This window comes from Ferrimonas balearica (assembly GCF_019802085.1).
GTDB classification, from domain to species: Bacteria; Pseudomonadota; Gammaproteobacteria; order Enterobacterales; family Shewanellaceae; genus Ferrimonas; species Ferrimonas balearica_B.
This window is the reverse complement of the sequence record NZ_JAHVHV010000001.1, coordinates 1,570,970-1,592,280: the sequence shown is the minus strand read 5'-3', so window position 1 is coordinate 1,592,280 and position 21,311 is coordinate 1,570,970. Positions and strand designations below refer to the sequence as shown.

Below are 21,311 nucleotides of genomic sequence, written 5' to 3'. Positions count from 1 at the left end.
GGCTTAGAGCACCATGGCCGCCACCCAGCCCGCCGCCAGCAGGGGCAGGTTGAAGTGCACGAAGGTGGGGATCACCGTATCGCGGATGTGGTCGTGCTGACCGTCCGCGTTGAGGCCCGAGGTGGGCCCCAGGGTGGAGTCGGACGCCGGGGAGCCAGCATCACCCAGGGCCGCCGCGGTGCCCACCAGGGCGATGATGGCCGGGACCGAGAAGCCGAAGCTCAGGCCCAGGGGCACATAGATGGTGGCGATGATCGGGATGGTGGAGAAGGAGGAGCCGATCCCCATGGTGATCACCAGGCCGACAAACAGCATCATAAAGGCCGCCAGGGCCTTGTTGTCGCCAATGATCCCCTGCACCGACTCCACCAGCATGGGCACCTCACCGGTGGCCTTGACCACCTCGGCAAAGCCCTTGGCGGCGATCATGATAAAGCCGATGTTGGCCATCATGTGCACCCCCTTGGTAAAGGCATCCTGGGCGCTGATCTCCGCCTTGTCGATGCCGGCGACGCTCAGGATCACAAAGCCGATAAGGGCACCGAAGATCATCGAACCGGTCCACAGCTGCACCGCCAGGGCGGCGACGATGGCCACCAGGGCCACCTGGATGCGGCGGGGGTTGAGCTCGGTGTGCTCCGGCTCGGTGGCCAGGATCTTGGCCTCGTCATAGTCCCGGGGCTGGCGGTAGCTGATGAACACCGCCACCAGCAGGCCCAGGATCATGCCGATGGCCGGGATCACCATGGCGTTGGCGATGTCGCTGACCACCAGCGGAGCGATGTCGCCGCCTTCGACCAACTCACCCAGGCCATTGCCCAGCAGGTTCTGCAGCAGCAGCCCCTCCTGGAAGATAAGGCCGAAGCCCACCGGCAGAGCCATATAGGTGGTGACCAGGCCGAAGGTGATGATGCAGGCCACCAGGCGGCGGTCCAGGCGCAAGGAGCTGATGACGTGCAGCAGCGGCGGGATCAGGATGGGAATAAAGGCGATGTGCACCGGCACCAGGTTCTGGGACATCACCGCCATGGCCAGAATGGCCATCAGCAGCAGGATGCGCACGTTGCGCACGGCGCCGGCATCCGGGGTGCCGCCCAGGCGGCGGATGATGGCGCGGGAGAGCAGGTCCGTTATCCCGGTGTGGGCCAGGGCCACGGCGAAGGCGCCCAGCAGGGCGTAGGCCAGGGCCACTTCGGCGCCGCCCCCTAGGCCGGCGTTAAAGGCGGAGATGGTGTCGCCCAGGCCCAGGCCCGCGGCCAGGCCAGCCACCAGGGCACTGGTGATCAGGGCGATGACGACGTTGACCCGGGCCAGGCTCAGGCCCAGCATCAGGACGACGGCAATAATGACTGCATTCATAGAAAGGCGATTCTCTATCGTTCTTGTTATGGGGTGTGACTCGACGAAGCCCCCATTTGTAAGGGATCCCAATGGTTCTGTCTAGGCGGATGGGGGAAAGCTCGACCGATTCCCCAAATTGCGGATGAAAATGTTACCTGGGTAACACAAATTCGACATTCGGATTTTCCACTGGCGCAATCGAAAAACTAGAACAGGGATCCGGTTGTCTCCGGGCAGGACCGAACGTATTATGCTGCTCAACGGTTAGCGCAGATGCCTAACCGACGGAATTTAAACCAATACCATTGGAGATGGAAAATGAGCGTACTCGTAGGTCGTCAAGCCCCTGACTTTACCGCAGCTGCTGTACTGGGTAACGGTGAAATCGTCGATACTTTCAACCTGCACTCCGCCATCAAGGGCAAGCCTGCGGTAGTCTTCTTCTACCCCCTGGACTTCACCTTTGTGTGCCCCTCTGAGCTGATCGCCTTCGACCACCGCATCGAAGAGTTCCAGAAGCGTGGCGTGGAAGTGATTGGCGTGTCCATCGACTCCCAGTTCTCCCACAACGCCTGGCGTAACACCGCCGTTGAAGACGGTGGCATCGGTCCGGTTCGCTACACCCTGGTTGCCGACGTGAAGCACGAAATCTGCCAGGCCTACGACGTAGAGCACCCGGAAGCCGGTGTGGCCTTCCGTGGCTCCTTCCTGATCGACAAAGAGGGCATGGTTCGCCACCAGGTGATCAACGATCTGCCCCTGGGTCGTAACGTTGATGAGATGCTGCGCATGATCGACGCCCTGCAGTTCCACGAAGAGCACGGCGAAGTCTGCCCGGCTCAGTGGGAAAAAGGCAAGCAAGGCATGGACGCTTCCCCGGACGGCGTAGCCCGCTTCCTGGCTGAGCACTCCGAAAGCCTGTAAGGCTGACAAGCGCAAAAAAAGGCGACCGTATGGTCGCCTTTTTTGTTGCCCTTTTGGGCCGCACCGAAATCAGTCGTCCTCGGCGCTCGGGGTGGCCATGGGCCAGCCCCCCAGGGCCTTCCAGCGGTTGACGATGTGGCAGAACAGCTCGGCGGTGCGCTGCGTGTCGTAAAGCGCCGAGTGCGCTTCTTTATTGTCGAAGGGGATCCCGGCGGCACGGCAGGCCTTGGCCAACACCGTCTGGCCCAGGGCCAGGCCCGACAGGGCGGCGGTGTCGAAGCTGCCAAAGGGGTGGAAGGGCACCCGTTTGAGCCGGGCCCGTTCGGCGGCGGCGTTGACGAAACCCTGATCAAAGCTGGCGTTGTGGGCGACGATGATGGATCGGTTGCAGCCGGCGGCCTTTTGTCCCTTGCGCACCATCTTGAAGATCTCACTGAGCGCTTCGCCCTCGGAGATGGCCCCCCGCAGGGCGCTGAAGGGATCGGTGATGCCATTGAACTCCAGGGCGGCGGGCTCCAGGTTGGCGCCTTCGAAGGGCGTGACATGGAAATGCAGGGTCTGGTCCGGCATAAGCCAGCCCTCCTCATCCATCTTCAGCGTGACCGCCGCGATCTCCAGCAGGGCGTCGGTTTGGGCGTTGAAACCGGCGGTCTCCACGTCGATCACCACCGGATAGTAGCCGCGGAATCGATTGCACAGGAGGTTGGGGTCGTTTTGCTGGGACATAGATCTGCAAGGCTGAGAGTCGGGCTGGCAATTATGGCAAACCCCGTAGGGGATTGAAATGGCGGCCACTGTGCGATTGCTGAGCGAATGGGCTAAAGCTCCCCGGGCCCGGGCCGATAAGGAAAATCAGAGAGCTTGAGTTGAGGAGCGCGGATGAAACGCTGGGTGGTATTGATGACGCTGATGGTGGCTGGCCAGGCCCAGGCCGGGATCCGCAACTACGTGGCGCCCATTGAGCGTTCCAACTGGCACCTGGAGCAGGCCTCGCCGCTGCAGTGCGTGCTGACCCATGAGATCCCGGCCTACGGCAAGGCGGTGTTCGTCAGTCGGGCCAGCAAGGATCTCAACCTCAACTTCACCCTGCAGATGCGCCGCAAGCCGGACCGCACCACCGAAGCCTGGGTCCGCTCCGTCGCGCCGTCCTGGCGCCCCGGGGTGCCGCCTCGGGAGATCGCTCAGCTCACCTACTACCGCCACTTTGACGGCGAACTGCCCAAGCAGGAAGCCTGGGTGATGCTGACTGAGCTGGAGCAGGGGATGCAGCCGACCTTCTTCTACCGCGACTGGCACAGTCCGGATCAGGTGGCGGTGGGGCTCTCCTCCGCCAACTTTGCCCCCAGCTACCAGGCGTTCGTCCAGTGCCTGGATTCCCTGCTGCCCTTTGGCTACGAGGACATTGCCTTCTCGGTGCTGCACTACCAGGAGAAGGACGGCGAGCTGACCCAGGACAGCCAGCGGCGGGTGGATCAGATCATCCAGTACCTGGTACTGGACCCCTCGGTGGAGCTGGTGCTGACTGACACCTACACCGACAGCTTCCGCTCCAAGGCCACCAACCAGGCGATCACCAACCAGCAGGCCGAGCAGTTGAAAGACTACTTGCTGCGGGCAGGGATCCCGGAGGAGCGGATCATCGCCTCTGCCCACGGAGAGCAGCGCCACATCGCTAGCAACCGCACCCAGGCGGGGCGGGATCTCAACCGGCGGGTGGTGGTGCGGATGGAGTACTGAGTCTGCCGCCACCAAGCCAAAAAAAAACGCCCCGAGGGGCGTTTTTTTGTGTCAGTCGATCAGCGCTTTGAGCCGGGCCTGGGCGTCCGCCAGATAGAGGGGGGCGCGTTCTCCCACCAGGGCCTCCTCGGGCAGGGTCAGGGTGGCTTGCTCAAGGCGCTGCTCGGCGGATTTGAGTTCCGGTACCGCCGTCATGGCCATCTGGATCTGGCGGCTTTGGCGCAGCAGGCGCATCAGGTATCGGGCTTCCTGGTAGGCGCGAATCGTCTCGCCCTCCCTGCCGATAAGCCGATCCGACAGGGCCACGATTTTGTGGGCGATCTGGGTCACCGACACGATCTGTTCGATCAGCGTGAAGTTTTCCGGCTTCGGAGTGAAAGCCTTTCTCATCAGTTCGTTATTATCGATCATTCACACCACCTATGGTTGTGTACAACGGCCTGATGACAACTTGTCACACTTTCCCAGAAAAGTGTTTTACGGTGAATGAAAGTGTGAATGGCCCGATGAATGGGGTGCGCTCTGTGAGCGCTCAGAGGTTTGGTGTTGGGGTGGGGTGTGAGGCGGATCACAAAAGATGTTGCGAGAACGCTAAATAAAGGGGCCGGTCAGTGACCGGCCCCTGGTGGGTTTGCCTTAGGCCGCCTGGTCGGCGGCGGAGCCGGGCAGCGGCCGATGGGCCTTGAGCTCTTCCGGATCAAAGTCGTTGACGTTGATGGCGTTGAGTCGACCGACCTCCGCCACACGCAGCTGCTCCGCTTCCTGCTCGGTCAGCACGCCCAGTTCCAGGCCTTGGTCGGCGATGCGGTCCAGGAACATAAAGGGCAGCTTCTCGCCGGCGGCCTTGCACACTTTGTCGTAAAGGGGCTCAACGGCCAGGATGCGCTCCAGGGTTTGCTCCAGTTTGCCCACCGCATTGCTCTCGTGGGGCGTCAGCCACTGGCCATCAATCAGGCGGCTGCGGGTCTCGGACGGCGTCTGGAGGATGCGGGCCACCTTGTGGTCCAGCACGTCGGAGGGACGCTTCATCGGCTTGCCGAAGGGGAACAGCAAGACTTTCAGCAGACCCCCGAAGGCCGGGAAGTTGTCCAGCAGCTCATCCAGGCTGGTTTGCAGCTTGTGCAGGCTGTCTTCCACACCCCACTGCAGCAGTGGCAGGTCTTCCACCTGACGGCCTTCGTCGTGGTAACGCTTCAGGGCCGCAGAGGAGAGGTAGAGCTGGCTCAGCAGGTCACCCAGGCGGGCGGAGATCCGCTCTTTGCGCTTCAGGCTACCGCCCAGCATCCCCATGGAGAGATCCGACAGCAGGGCCAGGTTGGCACTGAAGCGGTTCATCTGCTGGTAGTAACGCTTGGTCTGGTCGCCAAAGGGGGCGGAGGAGAAACGGGCACCGGTCAGGCCGTACCAGACGCTGCGCACCAGATTGCTGAACACGAAGCCCACGTGCCTCCACACCGCGCCGTCAAAGTCGCTCAGGGCCTTGCGTTGGTCCTTGTCAAAGGCGGCGGTCATCTCTTTGAGCACGTACGGATGGCAGCGGATGGCGCCCTGGCCGTAGATGATCATGGTGCGGGTCAGGATGTTGGCCCCTTCCACGGTGATGGCGATGGGGGCGCCCTGGTAGCCGCGGCCCAGGTAGTTGTCCGGGCCCAGGCACACGCCTTTACCGCCGTGGATGTCCATGGCGTCGATCAGGCATTTTTGCATCCGGTCGGTCAGGTGCATCTTGACGATGGCGGAGATCACCGAGGGCTTCTCACCCAGGTTCAGGCCGGTGGTGGTCAGGGCGGTGACCCCGTCCATCAGGTAGGCGTTACCGCCGATGCGGGCCATCGGCTCTTCAATGCCCTCCATCTTACCAATGGGCAGCTTGAACTGACGACGAACGCGGGCGTAGGCGCCGGTGGCTGCTGCCACGGTTTTCACGCCGCCGGCGGAGTTGGAGGGCAGGGTGATGCCACGGCCAACGGAGAGGCACTCCACCAGCATGCGCCAGCCCTGACCGGCCATCTTCGGGCCCCCGATGATGAAGTCCAGGGGAACGAACACGTCTTTACCGCGGGTGGGACCGTTCTGGAACATGTTGTTCAGCGGGAAGTGGCGACGGCCGATCTCCACGCCGTCCATGTCGGTGGGGATCAGGGCGCAGGTGATGCCAATCTCTTTCTCACTGCCCAGCAGGCCGTCCGGATCGCGCAGTTTGAACGCCAGGCCCAGTACGGTGGCCACCGGGGCCAGGGTGATGTAGCGCTTGTTCCAGGTCAGGCGCATCCCCAGCACCTCTTCGCCTTGCCACTCGCCCTTGCAGACGATGCCGTAATCCGGGATGGCGCCGGCGTCGGAGCCCGCTTCCGGGCTGGTCAGGGCAAAACAGGGCACCTCTTTACCTACGGCCAGGCGGGGTAGGTAGTGGTTCTTCTGATCTTCGGTACCGTAGTGCTGCAGCAGCTCACCGGGGCCCAGAGAGTTGGGGACGCCCACGGTGGAGGCCAGAACGGTGGAGTGGCCGGCCAGTTTCTGCAGGATGCGGGATTGGGCGTAGGGGGTGAACTCCAGGCCGCCGTACTGCTTTTTGATGATCATGGCGAAGAACTTGTTGTCCTTCAGGTACTGCCACACCTCTTGAGGCAGGTCGGCATCGTAGTGGGTGATGTCGAACTCGTTGACCATCTTCATCACCTCTTCCACCGGGCCGTCCAGGAAGGCCTGCTCCTCGGCGGTCAGGGTGGCGGTGGGGTAGTTGTGCAGCTTGTTCCAGTCCGGGGCGCCGGAGAAGAGGTCGGCGTCCCACCAGACGGTGCCCGCTTCGATGGCGTCTTTCTCGGTCTGGGACATCTCGGGCATGATGCCCTTGAAGGTCTTAAGAATGGGTGCGGTCAGCAGTGCGCGGCGCACCGGGCCCAGGTTCAGCGGCAGGAACACCAGGGCGAAGATCCCCCAGCTGATCGGCCCGATAAAGCCCAAGGCGGTACCGACGCCCAACAGGGCGGCCGCCAGGGCAGTAAAGATGAGCAGCGAGGCCCGGTGATAAAGGGCGGCCCCTAGGATCACGATGGCAGCGAGGCTCCAAAGCAGGGTATTCACAGTCATTCTCCTTGTGTCTCGAGTGCGCCTTGCACTGTGCGCGTGATCACAGTGTATGACACAGGTCAGACCTCTGTCACGAAAAAAGTAAACAATCGTTTGATTGTTTGCTGAGGCCTTGGTGCGACCGGACTTGGGCTGCATTCGCTTTGCCGTTATTCTTAATCCAGCGCCGGGTTTTGCCGGTTTTTCAGGATTAAAGAGTGACAAGACCCCATGTGTGAATTGCTGGCCATGAGCGCCAATGTGCCCACCGACATCGTGTTCAGTTTTACCGGCCTGGTGGAGCGGGGCGGCAAGACCGGCCCCCACAAGGATGGCTGGGGCATCACCTTCTACGACGGCCCGGGCAACCGCACCTTCAAGGACAGCGATCCCAGCTGCCGGTCCGAGGTGGCCAGCCTGCTCAAAAGCTACCCCATCAAGTCCAAGACGGTGTTGAGCCACATCCGTCAGGCCAACCGAGGGCGGGTGTCGCTGGAGAACACTCACCCCTTCGGTCGAGAGCTGTGGGGACGCAACTGGAGCTTTGCCCACAATGGGCAGCTCACCGGCTATAAAGAGGCGCTCAAGCCGGAGCGGTTTTTGCCGGTGGGCACCACCGACAGCGAGCTGGCCTTTTGCCACCTGATGGACCGCCTGGCCGAGCGCTACCCCCGGCCGCCGAAGGATCGCAAGCAGGCGTTTCGTGCTCTGGCCAAGGAGGGCAAGGCGCTGCAGCGATTGGGGGTGTTCAATATGCTGATCTCCGACGGCCCCTACCTGCTGGCCCTGTGCGGCAATAACCTGCACTGGATCACCCGGGAGGCCCCCTTTGGTGAGGCACGGCTTATCGACACGGAAATGGTGATCGACTTCAAGCAGGAGACCACGCCCCAGGACGTGGTGACGGTGATCGCCACCCGCCCCCTGACCAGCAATGAGCAGTGGCACAAGATGGCCCCCGGCAGCTGGTGTTTGTTCAAGGACGGTCGGGTGGTGGCCCAGGGAGCCTGAGCCGAATCCGACAAGAAAAAAGCGGCCCAAGGGCCGCTTTTTTGATGACAGGGTTTCTTCAGTTGAAGTCCACCTTCTGCAGGCGCATGTCCGCCTTGAGATCCCCATCCTCGTAGTGGGCCAGGCGGGCCACCACGTAGTTGAGCTCCGGCACGAACCAGATCAGGGTGCGCTTGGGATCCCCCTCCTCTCGGATGCGCTCCACCTTGATGGTCTGCAAGCGGCCAATGGGCAGCACCAGCTCCTCCTCGCCGGTCACCCGGTAAGTGTGGTGGCGTTCGCTGGTTTTCTGGATCAGCGGGTAGAACATCTCCTCCTTGCCGTTGGCCACGTCCAGGCGCAGCTGCTGCTGGTAAAGGAGGGAGTCGTACACCGGCGTTTTGGTGGGGAAGGTTTTCTCCCGCTTTTTATAGCGGGCCACGATCTGCTGCTCCTCGAACTGGATGCTGGCGCCGAAATCCGGCCCGGTGCCGCTGCGCTTCATGGCGTAGCTGACCGGCTTGAGCTGCTTATCCTGGCGCAGAAACTCGCTGGTCTCGGTGCGGGTGTCCGACAGCAGCAGCCAGGAGACCTTGCTCTGGTAGCCCATGCGGTAGCGGTTGTCGCCCAGGGACTCCAACTGGTAGTAGCCGCCGCCGAGGGACTTGCTGCCGTGAAACACTTCGTAATCCGCCCGGAAGGGGGCGAAGGGGTCGGCCCGCAGAGCCAGGGGCACCAGCAGCAGGGTTAACAGTAACAGGCGCATGCAGTCTGTCCTTAAAAGTTGAGTTGCCACAGCAGTTCGGAGAGGTCCGGTTGCCACTGATATTCTGACATTTTTACTCGGCCATTGTTCACCATCACCCCCTCGGCCCGCAGTCGCTCCATCTGCCGCTGGTAGCCGGAGCTCTCCTTGGGGATGCTGATCCGGCCGTTGGCGCCGATCACGCGAAACCAGGGCAGGGCCCGCTCCGCGGGGGCCAGACGCAGGGCCCGAGCGGCCAGGCGGGCCCGGCCGGGCAACCCCGCCAGATCCGCCAGCTGGCCATAGCTGACCACTTTTCCCGCCGGCACCTTCTCCAGTGTGGACCAGATCCGCTTCAGGTTGTCCGCTTGTGTCATAAGGGCCTTGTTGGTGATGGGGTAGGGCCCCATTATCGACAAGCGCCGGGTAAATGAGAAACCCTTTCGTCCCGGACGAAAACCCGTTTGCTGGCCGACCATTACGCGAAGCACAGCGCCAGCACCTATACTGCGGCGACCATCATGGCGAAAGGGACAGAGCGATGAAAACACGAGCCGCGGTGGCGTTTGCCGCCGGTCAGCCTTTGGCGATCCACGAGGTGGATCTGGATGGCCCCCGGGCCGGTGAGGTGCTGGTGGAGATCAAGGCCACCGGGGTGTGCCACACCGATGCCTTTACCCTCTCCGGGGACGACCCGGAAGGGGCTTTTCCCGCCATCCTCGGCCACGAAGGCGCCGGGGTGGTGGTGGAGGTGGGGGCGGGGGTCACCAGCTTGAAACCCGGCGATCACGTCATTCCCCTCTACACCCCCGAGTGCCGCCAGTGCGATTTCTGCCTGCACCCCAAGACCAACCTCTGCCAGTCGATCCGCAGTACCCAGGGGCAGGGGCTGATGCCCGATGGCACCAGCCGCTTCTCCCTCGATGGCCAACCCATACTGCATTACATGGGCTGCTCCACCTTCTCCAATTTCACCGTGCTGCCGGAGATTGCCCTGGCGAAGATCCGCCCGGACGCGCCCTTTGATAAGGTGTGCTACATCGGCTGCGGGGTGACCACCGGGGTCGGCGCTGTGGTGTTCGATGCCAAGGTGGAGCCGGGCAGCACGGTAGCGGTGTTTGGCCTGGGGGGCATCGGCCTCAATGTGATTCAGGGGGCCCGACTGGTGGGAGCGGACCGCATCATCGGGGTGGATCTCAACCCCGACAAGGTGGCCCTGGCCCGCCAATTCGGCATGACCGACTTCATCAACCCCAAAGAGGTGGGCAATGTGGTGGAGGCGATCTGCGATCTGACCGGCGGCGGGGTGGATTACAGCTTCGAGTGCATCGGCAACGTCCACACCATGCGTCAGGCTTTGGAGTGCTGCCACAAGGGGTGGGGAGAGTCCTTTATCATCGGGGTGGCTGGCGCCGGTCAGGAGATCAGCACCCGGCCCTTCCAGTTGGTGACCGGGCGCAGTTGGAAGGGCAGTGCCTTTGGCGGGGCGCGGGGACGCACCGACGTGCCCAAGATCGTCGACTGGTACATGGAGGGCAAGATCGCCATCGACGATCTCATCACCCACACCATGCCGCTGGAGGCGATCAACTCCGCCTTTGATTTGATGCACCAGGGCAAGAGCATCCGCTCGGTGGTGCTGTTTTAAGGAGAACCAATGGAACTGATTTCCCAACAAGAGGTGTTCGACGGTTGGCTTCGGCGCTATCGCCACCACAGTGAGGCCACCGCCACCGACATGGAGTTTGCCATCTTCCTGCCTCCCCAGGTGATGGCGGCCCGGGTGCCGGTGCTCTACTGGCTCTCAGGCCTGACCTGCACCGATGAGAACTTCTGCCAGAAGGCCGGCGCTTTTCGCCTGGCGGCCCAGCTGGGGCTGGCCATCGTCTGCCCGGACACCAGCCCCCGGGGACTGAACCTGCCCGGGGAGCATGACGCCTACGATTTTGGCTCCGGGGCCGGCTTCTACGTCGACGCCACCGAGCAGCCCTGGGCGGATCACTACCGTATGTACGAATACGTCACCGACGAGTTGCCGTCCCTGGTGGAGGCGCAGTTGCCGGTGCGGGCGGACAAGAGCATCAGCGGGCACTCCATGGGGGGCCACGGCGCCCTGGTGGCGGCCCTGCGCAATCCCGGGGTGTACGCCTCAGTCTCGGCCTTCTCCCCCATCTGCCACCCCACTCAGTGCCCCTGGGGGCGCAAGGCGTTTGCCGGTTACCTGGGGCCGGATGAGGCCAGTTGGGCGGGATACGACGCCACGCTGCTGGTGGCTCAGGCCGAAGAGCGGTTGCCGATTCTTATCGATCAGGGCAGCAAGGACGAGTTTTTGGAGACTCAGCTGTTGCCGGAGCGTTTCAAGGCGGCGTGCGAGGCGGTGGATCACCCCCTGACCCTGCGGATGCACCCCGGCTACGACCACAGCTATTACTTCATCGCCACCTTTATCGATGATCACCTGAGGTTTCACGCCCAGGCCCTGGGCGCCTGATCAGCCGTCCGGTGGGGAGAAGGAGGCCAGCTGCAAGGGCGGGGTGTCCGGTGCGCCGGCCCCCGGAGCCTTGGACAGCACCCGTGCCGGTACCCCCGCCAGTACGCAGTTTTCCTCGTTGAACGAGCGGTTGACCACGGCGTTGGCGCCAATGGTGGCGCCGGAGGCGACGGTGATGGCGTCGTAGATCTTGGCGCCGGGCCCGATGTAGATGTTATCCCCCAGCACCGGCACCCGCTCCTTGCTGTCCGGATGACGGCCGATGCAGACGTCGGTGTGGATGGTGCAGTTCTGGCCGATGCGGGCCCGGGTGTTGATGACGATGGTGCCGTAGTGCGGCACGTAGAGGCCCGGGCCGAAGGTGTTGATGGGGATGGTGAAGCCCAGGGTGCGGGAGCGCCAGCGGAAGACGGGGCAGAGCAGCAGGTAGCTTTTGCGGTGGCCGCAGTTATTGAGCCACTCGCACAATCTCAGCAGCACAGTGAATTGCCAGATCCCATCGAACAGGTATTTGAGTACGCCGGGAGAGCGCTTGGAATAAACGCGATCCTGCTCCAGGTACTGTTGGAACATGGCGTAACTGCTTATGGGCATGGTGTCATCCCCGTGGCTCCTTTGCACTTCCACTCAATAAGATCCTGGGGCAGGTGGCGTTTTGTCTGCCAGATCAAGGCCGAACCTGAGTTGTCAGCATAGCAGCTGATCACTGCTGTGCCGGTTTTGGCGACAGATATCTTGCAAAGCGGTTGCGGATCGCCCCGGGGGTCGATCTATACTGTATATATATACAGTTAATCGCGTATTCCCATGGAAGCCCAGGTCTCAACGCTGCTCAATCGACAAGACATCTGGCTGGCCCGCCAGCAACCCGCCCAGCAGGCGGGGATGGCCACCGGCTTTGCCGAGCTGGACCGCCGTTTGGTGGCCGGTGGCTGGCCCCAAATCGGGGTGGTGGAGCTGCTGGGGCCGGCCCTGGGGATCAGTCCCCTGGTGGCATCACTGCTGCGTCAGGCCTCGCCGGATCGCTGGCAGCTGTGCCTGGCCCCGCCGGTGCCCGCCTACGGTCCGGGGCTGCAGGCCCTGGGCGTGGATCTGGCCCGTTTTATCTGCATCGACACCGATTGCCACAAGGAGCGGCTCTGGGCCCTGGAGCAGGCACTGGGCAGCGGGCGTTGCGCCCTGGTCCTGGCCTGGCTGGAAGCCCCCACCCTGGCCCAGGTGCGGCGTCTGCAACTGGCAGCGGAGCGGGGCCAGTGCCTGCTGGTGCTGCACCTGCCCCCCACCCTGGAGAGCGAACCCCATCCGGTGCCCCTGCGCCTGAAGTGGCAGCTGACGCCCGAGGGGTACTGGCTGAGCATTCTCAAGCAGCGGGGGGGTTGGCCCCAGCCGGCCTTCTTTCAGCCCCGCTCGGGCTCGGAGTCGGCCCCGTCGGTGCTGATCCAGGGGCCCTGGTGATGCTGGCAGGGATCCACTTTCCCGATCTGGCGCTGCATCACCTGGCCCGTGGGCTGGCGGATCCGGCCCGGCCCCTGGCCCTGTTTGACGGCCACCCCCTGGTGGTGTGCCAGTGCAACGAGGCGGCCCGGGCGGCGGGGGTGACGCCCGGTCAGCGCCTGGCCACCGCCACTGCCCTGTGCGATGGGCTGATCTGCCACCCCCTGCCGGCCCAGGCGCCGCTGCTGGATGAGCTGGCCCAGTGGGCTTACGGGTTCAGCGGCCAGGTGATGCGCTTTCCCCCTCAAACCCTGGTGCTGGAGGTGCGCTCCATGCTGCGCCTGTTCGGTGGGCTGGCGCCCTGGTTGGCCCAGCTGGAGCAGGGGCTCAAGGCCCTGGCGCTGCCCCACCACTGGGCCCTGAGCTCCACCCCCATGGCCGCCGCCCTGCTGGCCAGGGCGGGATGCTTGGAGCCCACCCCCCGACCGGTGGCCGAGGCCCTGGCGCCACTGCCGCTGAGCGCCTGGGATCTGCCCGAAGCGACCCAGGCCCGGCTGGCGGCCATGGGGGTTCGCCAGGGGGCGGCCCTGCTGGCGCTGCCCCGGGCGGAGCTGGGTCAGCGCTTCGGCGCTGAGCTGCTGCTGCAGCTGGAGCGGCTGCTGGGGGAGCGGCCGGATCCCCGTCCCCATTTCACCCCGCCGGAGCACTACCGACGGCGGCTCGAGTTGATGGAGGAGGTGGAGCATCTGGCGGTGCTGCGCTTCCCCCTCAACCGCCTGTTCCAGGAGCTCGAAGAGGTGCTGCGCCGGCGTCAGCTGGCCGCCTCGAGCCTGACCCTGACCCTCTGTCACCGCCATCGGGCCGACACCCGGATGATCCTGCGCGGGGCCGGGCCGGAGCACCGCAGCGATGCCTGGCTGACCCTGTGCCAGCTCCAGCTGGCGCGGCTGGTGCTCTATGAGCCGGTGATCGCTATCGAGCTGGAGGCCGACCCGCTGCTGCCCCTGGCGGCGGAGTCCGGGGGCCTGCTGCCCGGCGGCGTACCGGACCGGGCCGCCCGGGACCTGCTGGCCCAGCTGGCGGCCCGGCTGGGGCCGGAGCGGATCTACGGTCTGCGCTCGGTGGCGGAGCCTCGCCCTGAGTACGCCAGCCAGTCCTGCCCGGCGGGGGAGGGAGGCGGTGAAGCGCCCGCTGCGGCGCGTCCCCTGTGGCTGTTGCCCCAGCCCCAGCCCGTCGAGCGAGCGGGGCTGACGCTGCTGGAGGGCCCGGAGCGGATCGAAACCGGTTGGTGGGACGACGAGCCCGTGGCCCGGGACTACTTCGTGGGCCTGGACGCAGAGGGGCGGCGGCTGTGGCTGTTCCGGGACGTCCGGGGCTGGTTTGTGCACGGGTGCTTCTGATGGGGTTTGCCCAGCTGCGCGCTGCCAGCAACTACAGCTTTTTGCAGGGCGCCTCCCACCCTGAGGAGCTGGTGGCGCGGGCCTCGGCACTGGGTTACCAGGCCCTGGCCCTGACCGACGAGTGCTCCCTGGCCGGGGTGGTCAAGGCCCACGTGGCGGCCAAGGAGCAGGGGCTCACCCTGCTGATCGGCAGCGAGTTTGCCCTGGCGGAGCACCGTCTGGTGCTGCTGGCGATGAACCGCACCGGCTATGGCGAGCTGTCGGCGCTGATCACCACCGCCCGGCGCCGCTGTGACAAGGGGCAATACGCCCTGACCTGGGCCGACCTGGACCAACCCCACTGCCTGCTGCTCTGGGCCCCACCGACGCCGGAGGCGGCCCAGGGCCTGGGGGAAACGCTCAAGGCGCGCTTCGGCGACCGCCTCTACCTGATGGCCCAGCGGGTTCTGGGGCCCGGCGAGGGGGCCTGGTGCCAGGCGCTGGAACGGCTGGGGCAGGCCCTGGCGGTGCCCCTGGTGGCGGCGGATCCGGTGCGGATGCACGACAAGGGACGCAAGCCCCTGCTGGATGCCCTGGGCTGCATCCACCTAGGCTGTGCCCTGAGCCAGGCCGGTCAGCGCCTGGCCAGCAACGCCGAGGCTTACCTGAAACCGCTGGACCAGCTGGCGCGCCGTCATCGCGCCGCCTGGCTGGACGAGACCCAACAGGTGGTAAAGCGCTGCCACTTCTCCCTCGATGAGCTGCGCTACGAATACCCGGCGGAGCTGGTGCCCGAGGGGATGAGCGCCGCCGAGTATCTGCGCCAGGAGACGCTGAAGGGGGCCCGACGCCGCTTCGGTGAGGCGCTGCCCGAGGCGGTCTCGGCTCAGTTGGCGCAGGAGTTCGCCCTGATCGACGAGCTGGGATACCACTACTTCTTTCTCACCATCTACGACATCGTCCAGTTCGCCCAGGGAGCCGGGATCCTGCACCAGGGGCGCGGCTCGGCGGCCAACTCCGTGGTGTGTTATTGCCTGGGGATCACCGAGGTGGACCCCACCAAGGTCAACCTGCTGTTCGAACGCTTCCTCTCCCGGGAGCGCAATGAGCCGCCGGACATCGACGTGGATTTCGAGCACCAGCGGCGGGAGGAGGTGATCCAGTACGTCTACCGCAAATACGGCCGGGGCCGGGCGGCGCTGGCGGCCACGGTGATCAGCTACCGCTTCAAAAGCGCCATGCGGGATCTGGGCAAGGTGCTGGGGATCGACGAGGGGCTGATTGAACGGCTGATCCGCGGGGTGGACCGGCGGGATCCCAGCCGCCCCTGGCAGGCCCAGCTGCGCACCCTGGGGCTAGGGGGGCGGCCCGGTGAGCTGCTGATCACCCTGGTGGAGCAGTTGCTGGGCTTTCCCCGCCACCTCTCCCAGCACGTGGGGGGCTTTGTCATCTCCGCCGGGCCGCTGTCGGCGTTGGTGCCGGTGGAGAACGCCGCCATGGCGGATCGCACCGTGATCCAGTGGGACAAGGACGATCTGGAGGCCTTGGGGCTGCTCAAGGTGGACATCCTGGCCCTGGGGATGCTCAGCGCCATCCGCCGCTGCCTGGATCTGGTGGGACAGTGGCGGGGAGCACCCATGGCGCTCTGTGACGTGGCCTGGGAGGACCCGGCGGTGTACGACATGCTGTGCCGGGCGGACAGCGTCGGGGTGTTCCAGATCGAGTCCCGGGCCCAGAGCAACATGCTGCCGAGGCTGCGCCCCCGCTGCTACTACGATCTGGTGGTGCAGATCGCCATCGTCCGGCCCGGCCCCATCCAGGGGGACATGGTGCACCCCTACCTCAAGCGTCGCCACGGTCTGGAGCCGGTGGATTACCCCAGTGACGCGGTCAAAGGGGTGCTGGCGCGCACCCTGGGGGTGCCCATCTTCCAGGAGCAGGTGATCAAGCTGGCGATGGTGGCCGCGGGGTTCTCTGGCGGGGAGGCGGACCGGCTGCGCCGGGCCATGGCCAGCTGGAAGCGCCACGGTGAGCTAGAGCAGTTTGAGCACAAACTGAAAGCCGGGATGGCGGCACGGGGCTACAGCGCCGAGTTTGCCGACCAGATCTTTCGCCAGATCCGCGGCTTTGGCGAATACGGCTTCCCCGAGTCCCACTCCGCCAGCTTCGCTCTGCTGGCCTACGCCTCGGCCTGGCTCAAGCACCACTACCCGGTGGCCTTTACCTGCGCGCTGCTCAACAGCCAGCCGATGGGGTTCTACACCCCCTCCCAGCTGGTACAGGATCTGCAGCGTCATGGGGGACGGGTGCTGCCGGTGTCGGTCAACCACAGCCTCTGGGATCACCAGGTGGTGGCGGTGGAGGGGGAGATGGCCCTGCGACTGGGGTTTCGCCTGGTGAAGGGGCTCAGCAGCGGGGCGGTGACGCGGCTGCTGGCGGCGCGGCCGGAGGGCGGCTTTGAGACGGTGCACCAGCTGGTCAAGGGGGCGGGGTTGGACCGCGGAGCCCTGGAGGCGCTGGCCAGTGCCGATGCCCTGGCGGTGCTGGCGGGCCATCGTCACCAGGCCCGCTGGCTGCTGGCCGGCGAGGCCCAGCAGTTGCCGCTGTTCGTCGACTGTGAAGGGGAGACCGCGGTGCAGCTGGCGGCGCCGGAGGAGGCGGAGGGGATCCTGGCGGATTACCGGCAACTGGGCCTCAGCCTCGGTCGTCACCCCCTCAGCCTGCTGCGGGAGCAGGGCCAGCTGGCTCGCTGCCTGCGGGCGGCGGATCTGCTGGAGTGTCGGCACGGTCAGCTGGTGCAGCTGGCGGGGCTGGTGGTGGGGCGTCAGCGGCCGGCCACCGCTTCGGGGGTCACCTTCATCACTTTGGAGGATGAGACCGGCAACGCCAACGTGGTGGTGTGGGCGGACACCGCGCGGGCTCAGCGCCAGCCCTACCTGACGGCCCGGCTATTGAAGGTAAAGGGGATTCTGGAGCGGGAGGGGGAGGTGATCCACGTCATCGCCGGCCAGCTCGAAGACTGGTCCGGACGGATCGCCTCCCTGTCGGTGCACTCAAGAGACTTTCGCTGATGTCCCCTCCCGGGGCACATCGCAGCACTCCAGGAAGTGATCCACCAGCGGGGTGAGGTTCTCCGGCTTGTAGATGGCGTAGATGTAGCGGGACTGGTTGGGCACTTCGAAGGCCAGCTCGCGCAGATCGCCCCGCTCCAGCTCGGCGTCCACCGAGAGCAGGGGCAGGACACTGAGCCCCAACCCGGTGCCCACCGCCCGTTTGATCGCCCCCATGGTGTTCATGATGATCTCCTGCTGCACCGTCACCCCCAGCTCCTTGAGCAGGTGCAGTGAGGCGATCCGGGTGGCGGAGTGCTCCTCGTCGAGGATCCAGGTGGCGGCGCTCAGTTCCGCCGCCGTGGGAGCCCGGTGGGCCAGCTTGTGACCCGGAGCGGCCACCACACAGAGGCGGTCACTGCGCCAGCGCAGGGACTCCAGCGCCTTGTCGCTGGGGCGCTGGTTGATGAAGGCCAGATCCAGCTCGTTGCGGTGCACCATGGCTTCGATTTCGGCGCTGGGGCCGATCTTCAATCGGGTGCTGACCGAGGGGTAGCGGGCCTTGAACTGGGGCAGCTTGCGGGAGAGCACGTAGTTGCCGGAGGTCTTGTTGGCGCCGATGTTGAGGGTGCCGCCAATCCCCTGGGCCTGGTCCTTGAACAGCTGCTCCAGCTGACCCACCTGGTTCAAGGCGGCGTTGGCGTAGGGCAGCACCAGGTTGCCCGAGTCGGTGATCATCAGCCCATTGGGGGTGCGCTCAAACAGCCGGGCGCCCAAAGAGCTCTCCAGCTCCTTGAGGTTCATGCTCACCGCCGGCACCGACAGGTGCAGGTGGCGGGCTGCCTTGGACAGCTGTTGGTGTTCGCACACCGCCCGAAAGACGGCGAGCTGTTTCAGTGTGACGCGCATGGTGTTCCCCCTTTGCGCGTCGAGTCTACCGGCTGGGTGGGGACGCGGTTGGGCGGCGCTTCACGAATCGAAAAAAAAGCGGCGCCCGAAGGCGCCACTTTGGCTTGAGGGAGAGATGAAAGGGGGGGTTACTGCTGCTTGGCGAACTCGGCGGCGTGCTCACCGGCGCGACGACCGAACACCACGGTGTCGGCGATGGCGTTGCCGCCCAGACGGTTGTAGCCGTGGACCCCACCAGTGACTTCGCCGGCGGCGTACAGGCCCGGGATCGGCCAGCTTTGCAGGTTCAGCACGTTGGAGTTGGTGTCCACCGCCACACCACCCATGGTGTGGTGGATCCCCGGGGCCACTTTCACGGCGTAGAAGGGGGGCTGGGTCAGGTTCAGCGGCATGTCTTCGCGGCCGAAGGCCTCGTCATTGCCGTTGGCCTGGTAGCGGTTGTAGTCTTCAGCGGTCTTGGCCAGGGCGTCCATGCCGGTGATCTTGGCCAGCTCCTCGATGGTGTCGGCCTTGCTCAGCATGCCCAGGTGCTCGTAACCGCGCACCATCTGCTTCTTCTCAATCAGTTGCTCATCGAACACCAGCCAGGCGTACTGCTCGTCCTGCTTGAGGATGGCGTCGGAGGCACGGTCGCGGGTGGTCAGCTCGTTGATAAAGCGCTCGCCGTGAACGTTCACCATGATGGCGCCCACACCCCGGACGGTCTCGGAGATCAGGATGCGGCTGTCCTTGCCGATGGTCGGGTGGGCCTGCACCCAGTCGATGTCGGTCATGGAGGCGCCGATCTCCTTGGCCAGTCGGATCCCGTCGCCGGTGGCGGTGACGTTGTTGGAACTGGTCATGTCCTTAAAGGTGGGACGGTAGTAGGCGATCATCTCCTTGTTCATTCCGTAGCCGCCGGTGGCCAGCACCACGGCGCTGGCGCCGATCATCTTGTGGCCGGAGTGTTTGCCGTGCACCACCACGCCGGCGATGCTCTGGTCGTCGTTGAGCACCAGCTTCTCGACGCGGGAGTTGAGGCGCACGTCGATCCCTTCCCGCTCGGCCGCGGCGCGCAGGGTGTCGATGATGTGGGGCCCCACGCTGTAACCGCCGGTGGGGCGGTGGGTGCGTTCCACCTTGGCGCCGCCGGAGCGTTTCAGGTCGTCCATGTTGGCGCCCAGGGATTCCAGCCAGGCCACGCCTTCGGCGGACTCTTCGGCCATGATCTGCACCAGGGCTTTGTCGTTCTGGTAGCGGCCGCCCTTCATGGCGTCCTCGATAAAGGACTCGATGCTGTCGTCGATGCCCTTATTCTCTTGCTGCGGGGTGCCCACGGCGTTGAAACCGCCGGCGGCCAGCATGGAGTTGCCGCCAGTGAAGGGGGCTTTCTCCAGCAGGATCACCTCGGCACCGGCGCGCTTGGCGGCGATGGCGGCGTTGTAGCCGGCGGACCCGGCGCCCACGATCACCACCTGGGTGGTCTCTTTCGGCCCGGCCTGGATCGCTTTGGCGATCGCCGCCTGGTCCCACTCGGCGTCCCATTCGGGTTTGGCCTTGGTGCCGGCGAAGGGCATCTCCACGTCATCGAAACTGTGGCACTCGTTGCAGTACATCTTGGGCGCGTCGTGACCGCGGTGGCAGGCGGTGCAGTTGATGTCCCCCAGGTGGGAGGTGTGAGGGTCGAACTCCAGCTGGTCGTTGGCCAGTTCTTCGTAACCGCCGTGGCAATCGCGGCACTGGGCGTTTTCGTGGCTCTCGCTGTCGCTGACCTTGAGCGGCTTGGTGTGGCAGCTGTCACAGCCGCCCATCGCCTTGTGGAAATCCGCCAGGGAGTCCCCCTTGGCGTAAGCCGCCCCCGACAAAGAGAGCACTACGGCCGCTACGGACATGGCGCTGAATTTGAGTTTCATCATCGTACCTTCTTGGCTGGTGTTATTTGTCGGGGCTCAGAATAACCTTGGCCGTATGAGGGAAATTTTGATCCGGTTCAAATTTGGTTTTGTCGGGGTTTCAAATACGTTAAAGGGCGTTAAGTTTTTCTGAACGAGAAAAAACTCGCCTGTGAGCTGCTTCAAAAAGCGAAATATTTTCCATTCATAGACTGTCCCCACAACAACACGAGGATGTGACTATGAAAAAGATGGCGCTACTGTGCCTCACGGCATCAGTTTCCGCGTCGGCCCTGGCCGAAACCCCTGATGTATATGGCCGTTTCTGGTTGGCAGGGACCTATTCGGACACGGGTCTGGCCGGCAATGAGAAGGTCAAGGGGGGCAGCCTGGAGAACTACGCCTCCTACATCGGCATGAAGGGAAAGCACGCAATATCCGAATCGCTGAACCTGGTTTATAAGGCCGAAGCCGGCATTGAAAGTTTTGATAATGATGCCAGTCAGGTATTTAAGTCTCGAAATACGTATTTAGGTTTGTCCGGTAATTTCGGTGAAATTAACTTCGGTCGAAACGATACGGTATTTAAAAAGATCGAGGGGGGCGTTGACCAGTTCAATATTACCGCCGCCGACATGAACCGTCTGATCGCCGGTAACGATCGTCTCGGTGACAGCATCACCTACCGCACCCCGGTGCTGTCCGGTTTCCAGTTGGGCGCCAGCTACACCCCCGAGGACGACTTCGGCGGCAAGGCCACCCTGGACGACGCCAACAACTACGCCCTCAGCCTGGTGTATGGCGACGGCAAGCTGAAGAAAACCCCCCATTACCTGGCTGTGGCATACGCCGATGGGCTCAACGGGCTGACTGCGGTGCGGGTGACCGCCGGTTACCGTCTCGGTCAGTGGCAGTTCGGGGCCCTCTATCAGGACTCTGAATCCCTGGTGTACGAGCAGATCCAGGGCGACTCCTGGCTGGTCAGTGCCGCCTGGTCTGAGGGGCCCCACAAGGTCAAGGCGCAGTTTGGCCAGGACAACGCGGGCCTGGGGAAAATCACCAAAAACGCCGGGGCCGATCTCGATACCCTGAGCGACAGTGACGCCACTACCTACGCCCTGGGCTACGACTATGCCTTGAGCAAGCAGACCACCCTAGGCAGCATCATCGCTTACTACGATGGGGATTACACCGACGCCAGCGGCCAGGCGCAGTTCGAGGACACCCTGGTGACGGTGCACCTCAAGTACCTGTTCTGACCGACCGCGGCCCCCCAAGGGCGGGCCGCCAAGCCACTTAGGGCTCACACTTTAGCAACCAAGTTGGATCACCGCCGCAATGCCGGCGCGTCCGACAAGCCCCGGCCCCCGG

At 64.5% G+C, this 21,311-nt stretch carries 18 protein-coding genes; 9 read left to right on the top strand and 9 right to left on the bottom strand.

Going from position 1 to position 21,311, the window contains the following annotated elements; translation table 11 throughout:
- Positions 1-3: 3 nt before the first annotated feature.
- On the bottom strand, positions 4-1,359 hold the full coding sequence (locus KUV81_RS07415; RefSeq protein WP_222543187.1) for a Na+/H+ antiporter family protein: 1,356 nt from the start codon (positions 1,357-1,359) through the stop codon (positions 4-6).
- A 300-nt stretch (positions 1,360-1,659) separates the two neighbouring features.
- On the opposite strand from KUV81_RS07415, the gene KUV81_RS07410 reads away from it, so the two are divergent.
- Positions 1,660-2,265 carry a peroxiredoxin C gene (locus KUV81_RS07410; protein ID WP_222543186.1) on the top strand — a complete coding sequence of 202 codons (606 nt, stop codon included), beginning with the start codon at positions 1,660-1,662 and terminating at the stop codon, positions 2,263-2,265.
- A 69-nt stretch (positions 2,266-2,334) separates the two neighbouring features.
- On the opposite strand, the gene rnt is transcribed toward KUV81_RS07410, so the two are convergent.
- Positions 2,335-2,991: a ribonuclease T gene (gene rnt / locus KUV81_RS07405; protein ID WP_222543185.1), complete on the bottom strand. Its 657-nt coding sequence runs from the start codon at positions 2,989-2,991 to the stop codon at positions 2,335-2,337.
- A 153-nt stretch (positions 2,992-3,144) separates the two neighbouring features.
- Here rnt and KUV81_RS07400 point away from each other — a divergent pair, with 153 nt between their 5' ends.
- Positions 3,145-4,002: an OmpA family protein gene (locus KUV81_RS07400; RefSeq protein ID WP_222543184.1), complete on the top strand. Its 858-nt coding sequence runs from the start codon at positions 3,145-3,147 to the stop codon at positions 4,000-4,002.
- 51 nt (positions 4,003-4,053) lie between these two features.
- On the opposite strand, the gene KUV81_RS07395 is transcribed toward KUV81_RS07400, so the two are convergent.
- Entirely contained in the window at positions 4,054-4,413 is a 360-nt protein-coding gene (locus tag KUV81_RS07395) for a hypothetical protein (RefSeq protein WP_222543183.1), read from the bottom strand.
- A gap of 225 nt (positions 4,414-4,638) precedes the next feature.
- On the bottom strand, positions 4,639-7,086 hold the full coding sequence (gene fadE, locus KUV81_RS07390) for an acyl-CoA dehydrogenase FadE (RefSeq protein ID WP_222543182.1): 2,448 nt from the start codon (positions 7,084-7,086) through the stop codon (positions 4,639-4,641).
- A gap of 216 nt (positions 7,087-7,302) precedes the next feature.
- Here fadE and KUV81_RS07385 point away from each other — a divergent pair, with 216 nt between their 5' ends.
- Positions 7,303-8,082 (top strand): class II glutamine amidotransferase, encoded by a 780-nt coding sequence (locus KUV81_RS07385; protein ID WP_222543181.1) that lies wholly within the window; start codon positions 7,303-7,305, stop codon positions 8,080-8,082.
- A gap of 58 nt (positions 8,083-8,140) precedes the next feature.
- Here the strand turns inward: KUV81_RS07385 and KUV81_RS07380 are convergent, their stop codons facing one another.
- Positions 8,141-8,827, bottom strand: a complete 687-nt coding sequence (locus KUV81_RS07380; protein ID WP_222543180.1) for a DUF3108 domain-containing protein — start codon at positions 8,825-8,827, stop codon at positions 8,141-8,143.
- Between the two features lie 11 nt (positions 8,828-8,838).
- Positions 8,839-9,183, bottom strand: coding sequence for an MGMT family protein (locus tag KUV81_RS07375; RefSeq protein WP_222543179.1), 345 nt, complete (start codon positions 9,181-9,183; stop codon positions 8,839-8,841).
- A 164-nt stretch (positions 9,184-9,347) separates the two neighbouring features.
- Here KUV81_RS07375 and KUV81_RS07370 point away from each other — a divergent pair, with 164 nt between their 5' ends.
- Both KUV81_RS07370 and fghA read left to right on the top strand, forming a co-directional pair.
- The gene (locus KUV81_RS07370) at positions 9,348-10,454 is read left to right on the top strand and encodes an S-(hydroxymethyl)glutathione dehydrogenase/class III alcohol dehydrogenase (protein WP_222543178.1); all 1,107 of its coding nucleotides are present in this window, start codon (positions 9,348-9,350) and stop codon (positions 10,452-10,454) included.
- Between the two features lie 9 nt (positions 10,455-10,463).
- Positions 10,464-11,297, top strand: a complete 834-nt coding sequence (gene fghA / locus KUV81_RS07365; RefSeq protein ID WP_222543177.1) for an S-formylglutathione hydrolase — start codon at positions 10,464-10,466, stop codon at positions 11,295-11,297.
- Here fghA and KUV81_RS07360 read toward each other — a convergent pair whose 3' ends face one another.
- On the bottom strand, positions 11,298-11,891 hold the full coding sequence (locus tag KUV81_RS07360) for a serine O-acetyltransferase (RefSeq protein WP_222543176.1): 594 nt from the start codon (positions 11,889-11,891) through the stop codon (positions 11,298-11,300).
- A 213-nt stretch (positions 11,892-12,104) separates the two neighbouring features.
- Between KUV81_RS07360 and imuA the strand changes: the two genes are divergently transcribed.
- Genes imuA through KUV81_RS07345 form a run of 3 tightly spaced genes read left to right on the top strand, consistent with a single transcriptional unit; the run spans position 12,105 to position 17,181 of the window.
- Complete coding sequence (gene imuA, locus KUV81_RS07355; RefSeq protein WP_222543175.1) at positions 12,105-12,752, top strand: translesion DNA synthesis-associated protein ImuA; 648 nt, start codon at positions 12,105-12,107, stop codon at positions 12,750-12,752.
- The gene (locus KUV81_RS07350) at positions 12,752-14,131 is read left to right on the top strand and encodes a Y-family DNA polymerase (protein ID WP_222543174.1); all 1,380 of its coding nucleotides are present in this window, start codon (positions 12,752-12,754) and stop codon (positions 14,129-14,131) included. The genes imuA and KUV81_RS07350 overlap by 1 nt, the downstream gene beginning before the upstream one ends.
- Positions 14,131-17,181, top strand: a complete 3,051-nt coding sequence (locus KUV81_RS07345) for an error-prone DNA polymerase (protein WP_222543173.1) — start codon at positions 14,131-14,133, stop codon at positions 17,179-17,181. Before KUV81_RS07350 ends, KUV81_RS07345 begins: the two co-directional genes overlap by 1 nt.
- Here the strand turns inward: KUV81_RS07345 and KUV81_RS07340 are convergent.
- Complete coding sequence (locus KUV81_RS07340) at positions 17,164-18,069, bottom strand: LysR family transcriptional regulator (RefSeq protein WP_222543172.1); 906 nt, start codon at positions 18,067-18,069, stop codon at positions 17,164-17,166. The genes KUV81_RS07345 and KUV81_RS07340 overlap by 18 nt on opposite strands.
- A gap of 128 nt (positions 18,070-18,197) precedes the next feature.
- Complete coding sequence (locus tag KUV81_RS07335; protein ID WP_261389216.1) at positions 18,198-19,964, bottom strand: flavocytochrome c; 1,767 nt, start codon at positions 19,962-19,964, stop codon at positions 18,198-18,200.
- A 218-nt stretch (positions 19,965-20,182) separates the two neighbouring features.
- On the opposite strand from KUV81_RS07335, the gene KUV81_RS07330 reads away from it, so the two are divergent.
- Entirely contained in the window at positions 20,183-21,199 is a 1,017-nt protein-coding gene (locus tag KUV81_RS07330) for a porin (protein WP_222543171.1), read from the top strand.
- Positions 21,200-21,311 lie beyond the last annotated feature (112 nt).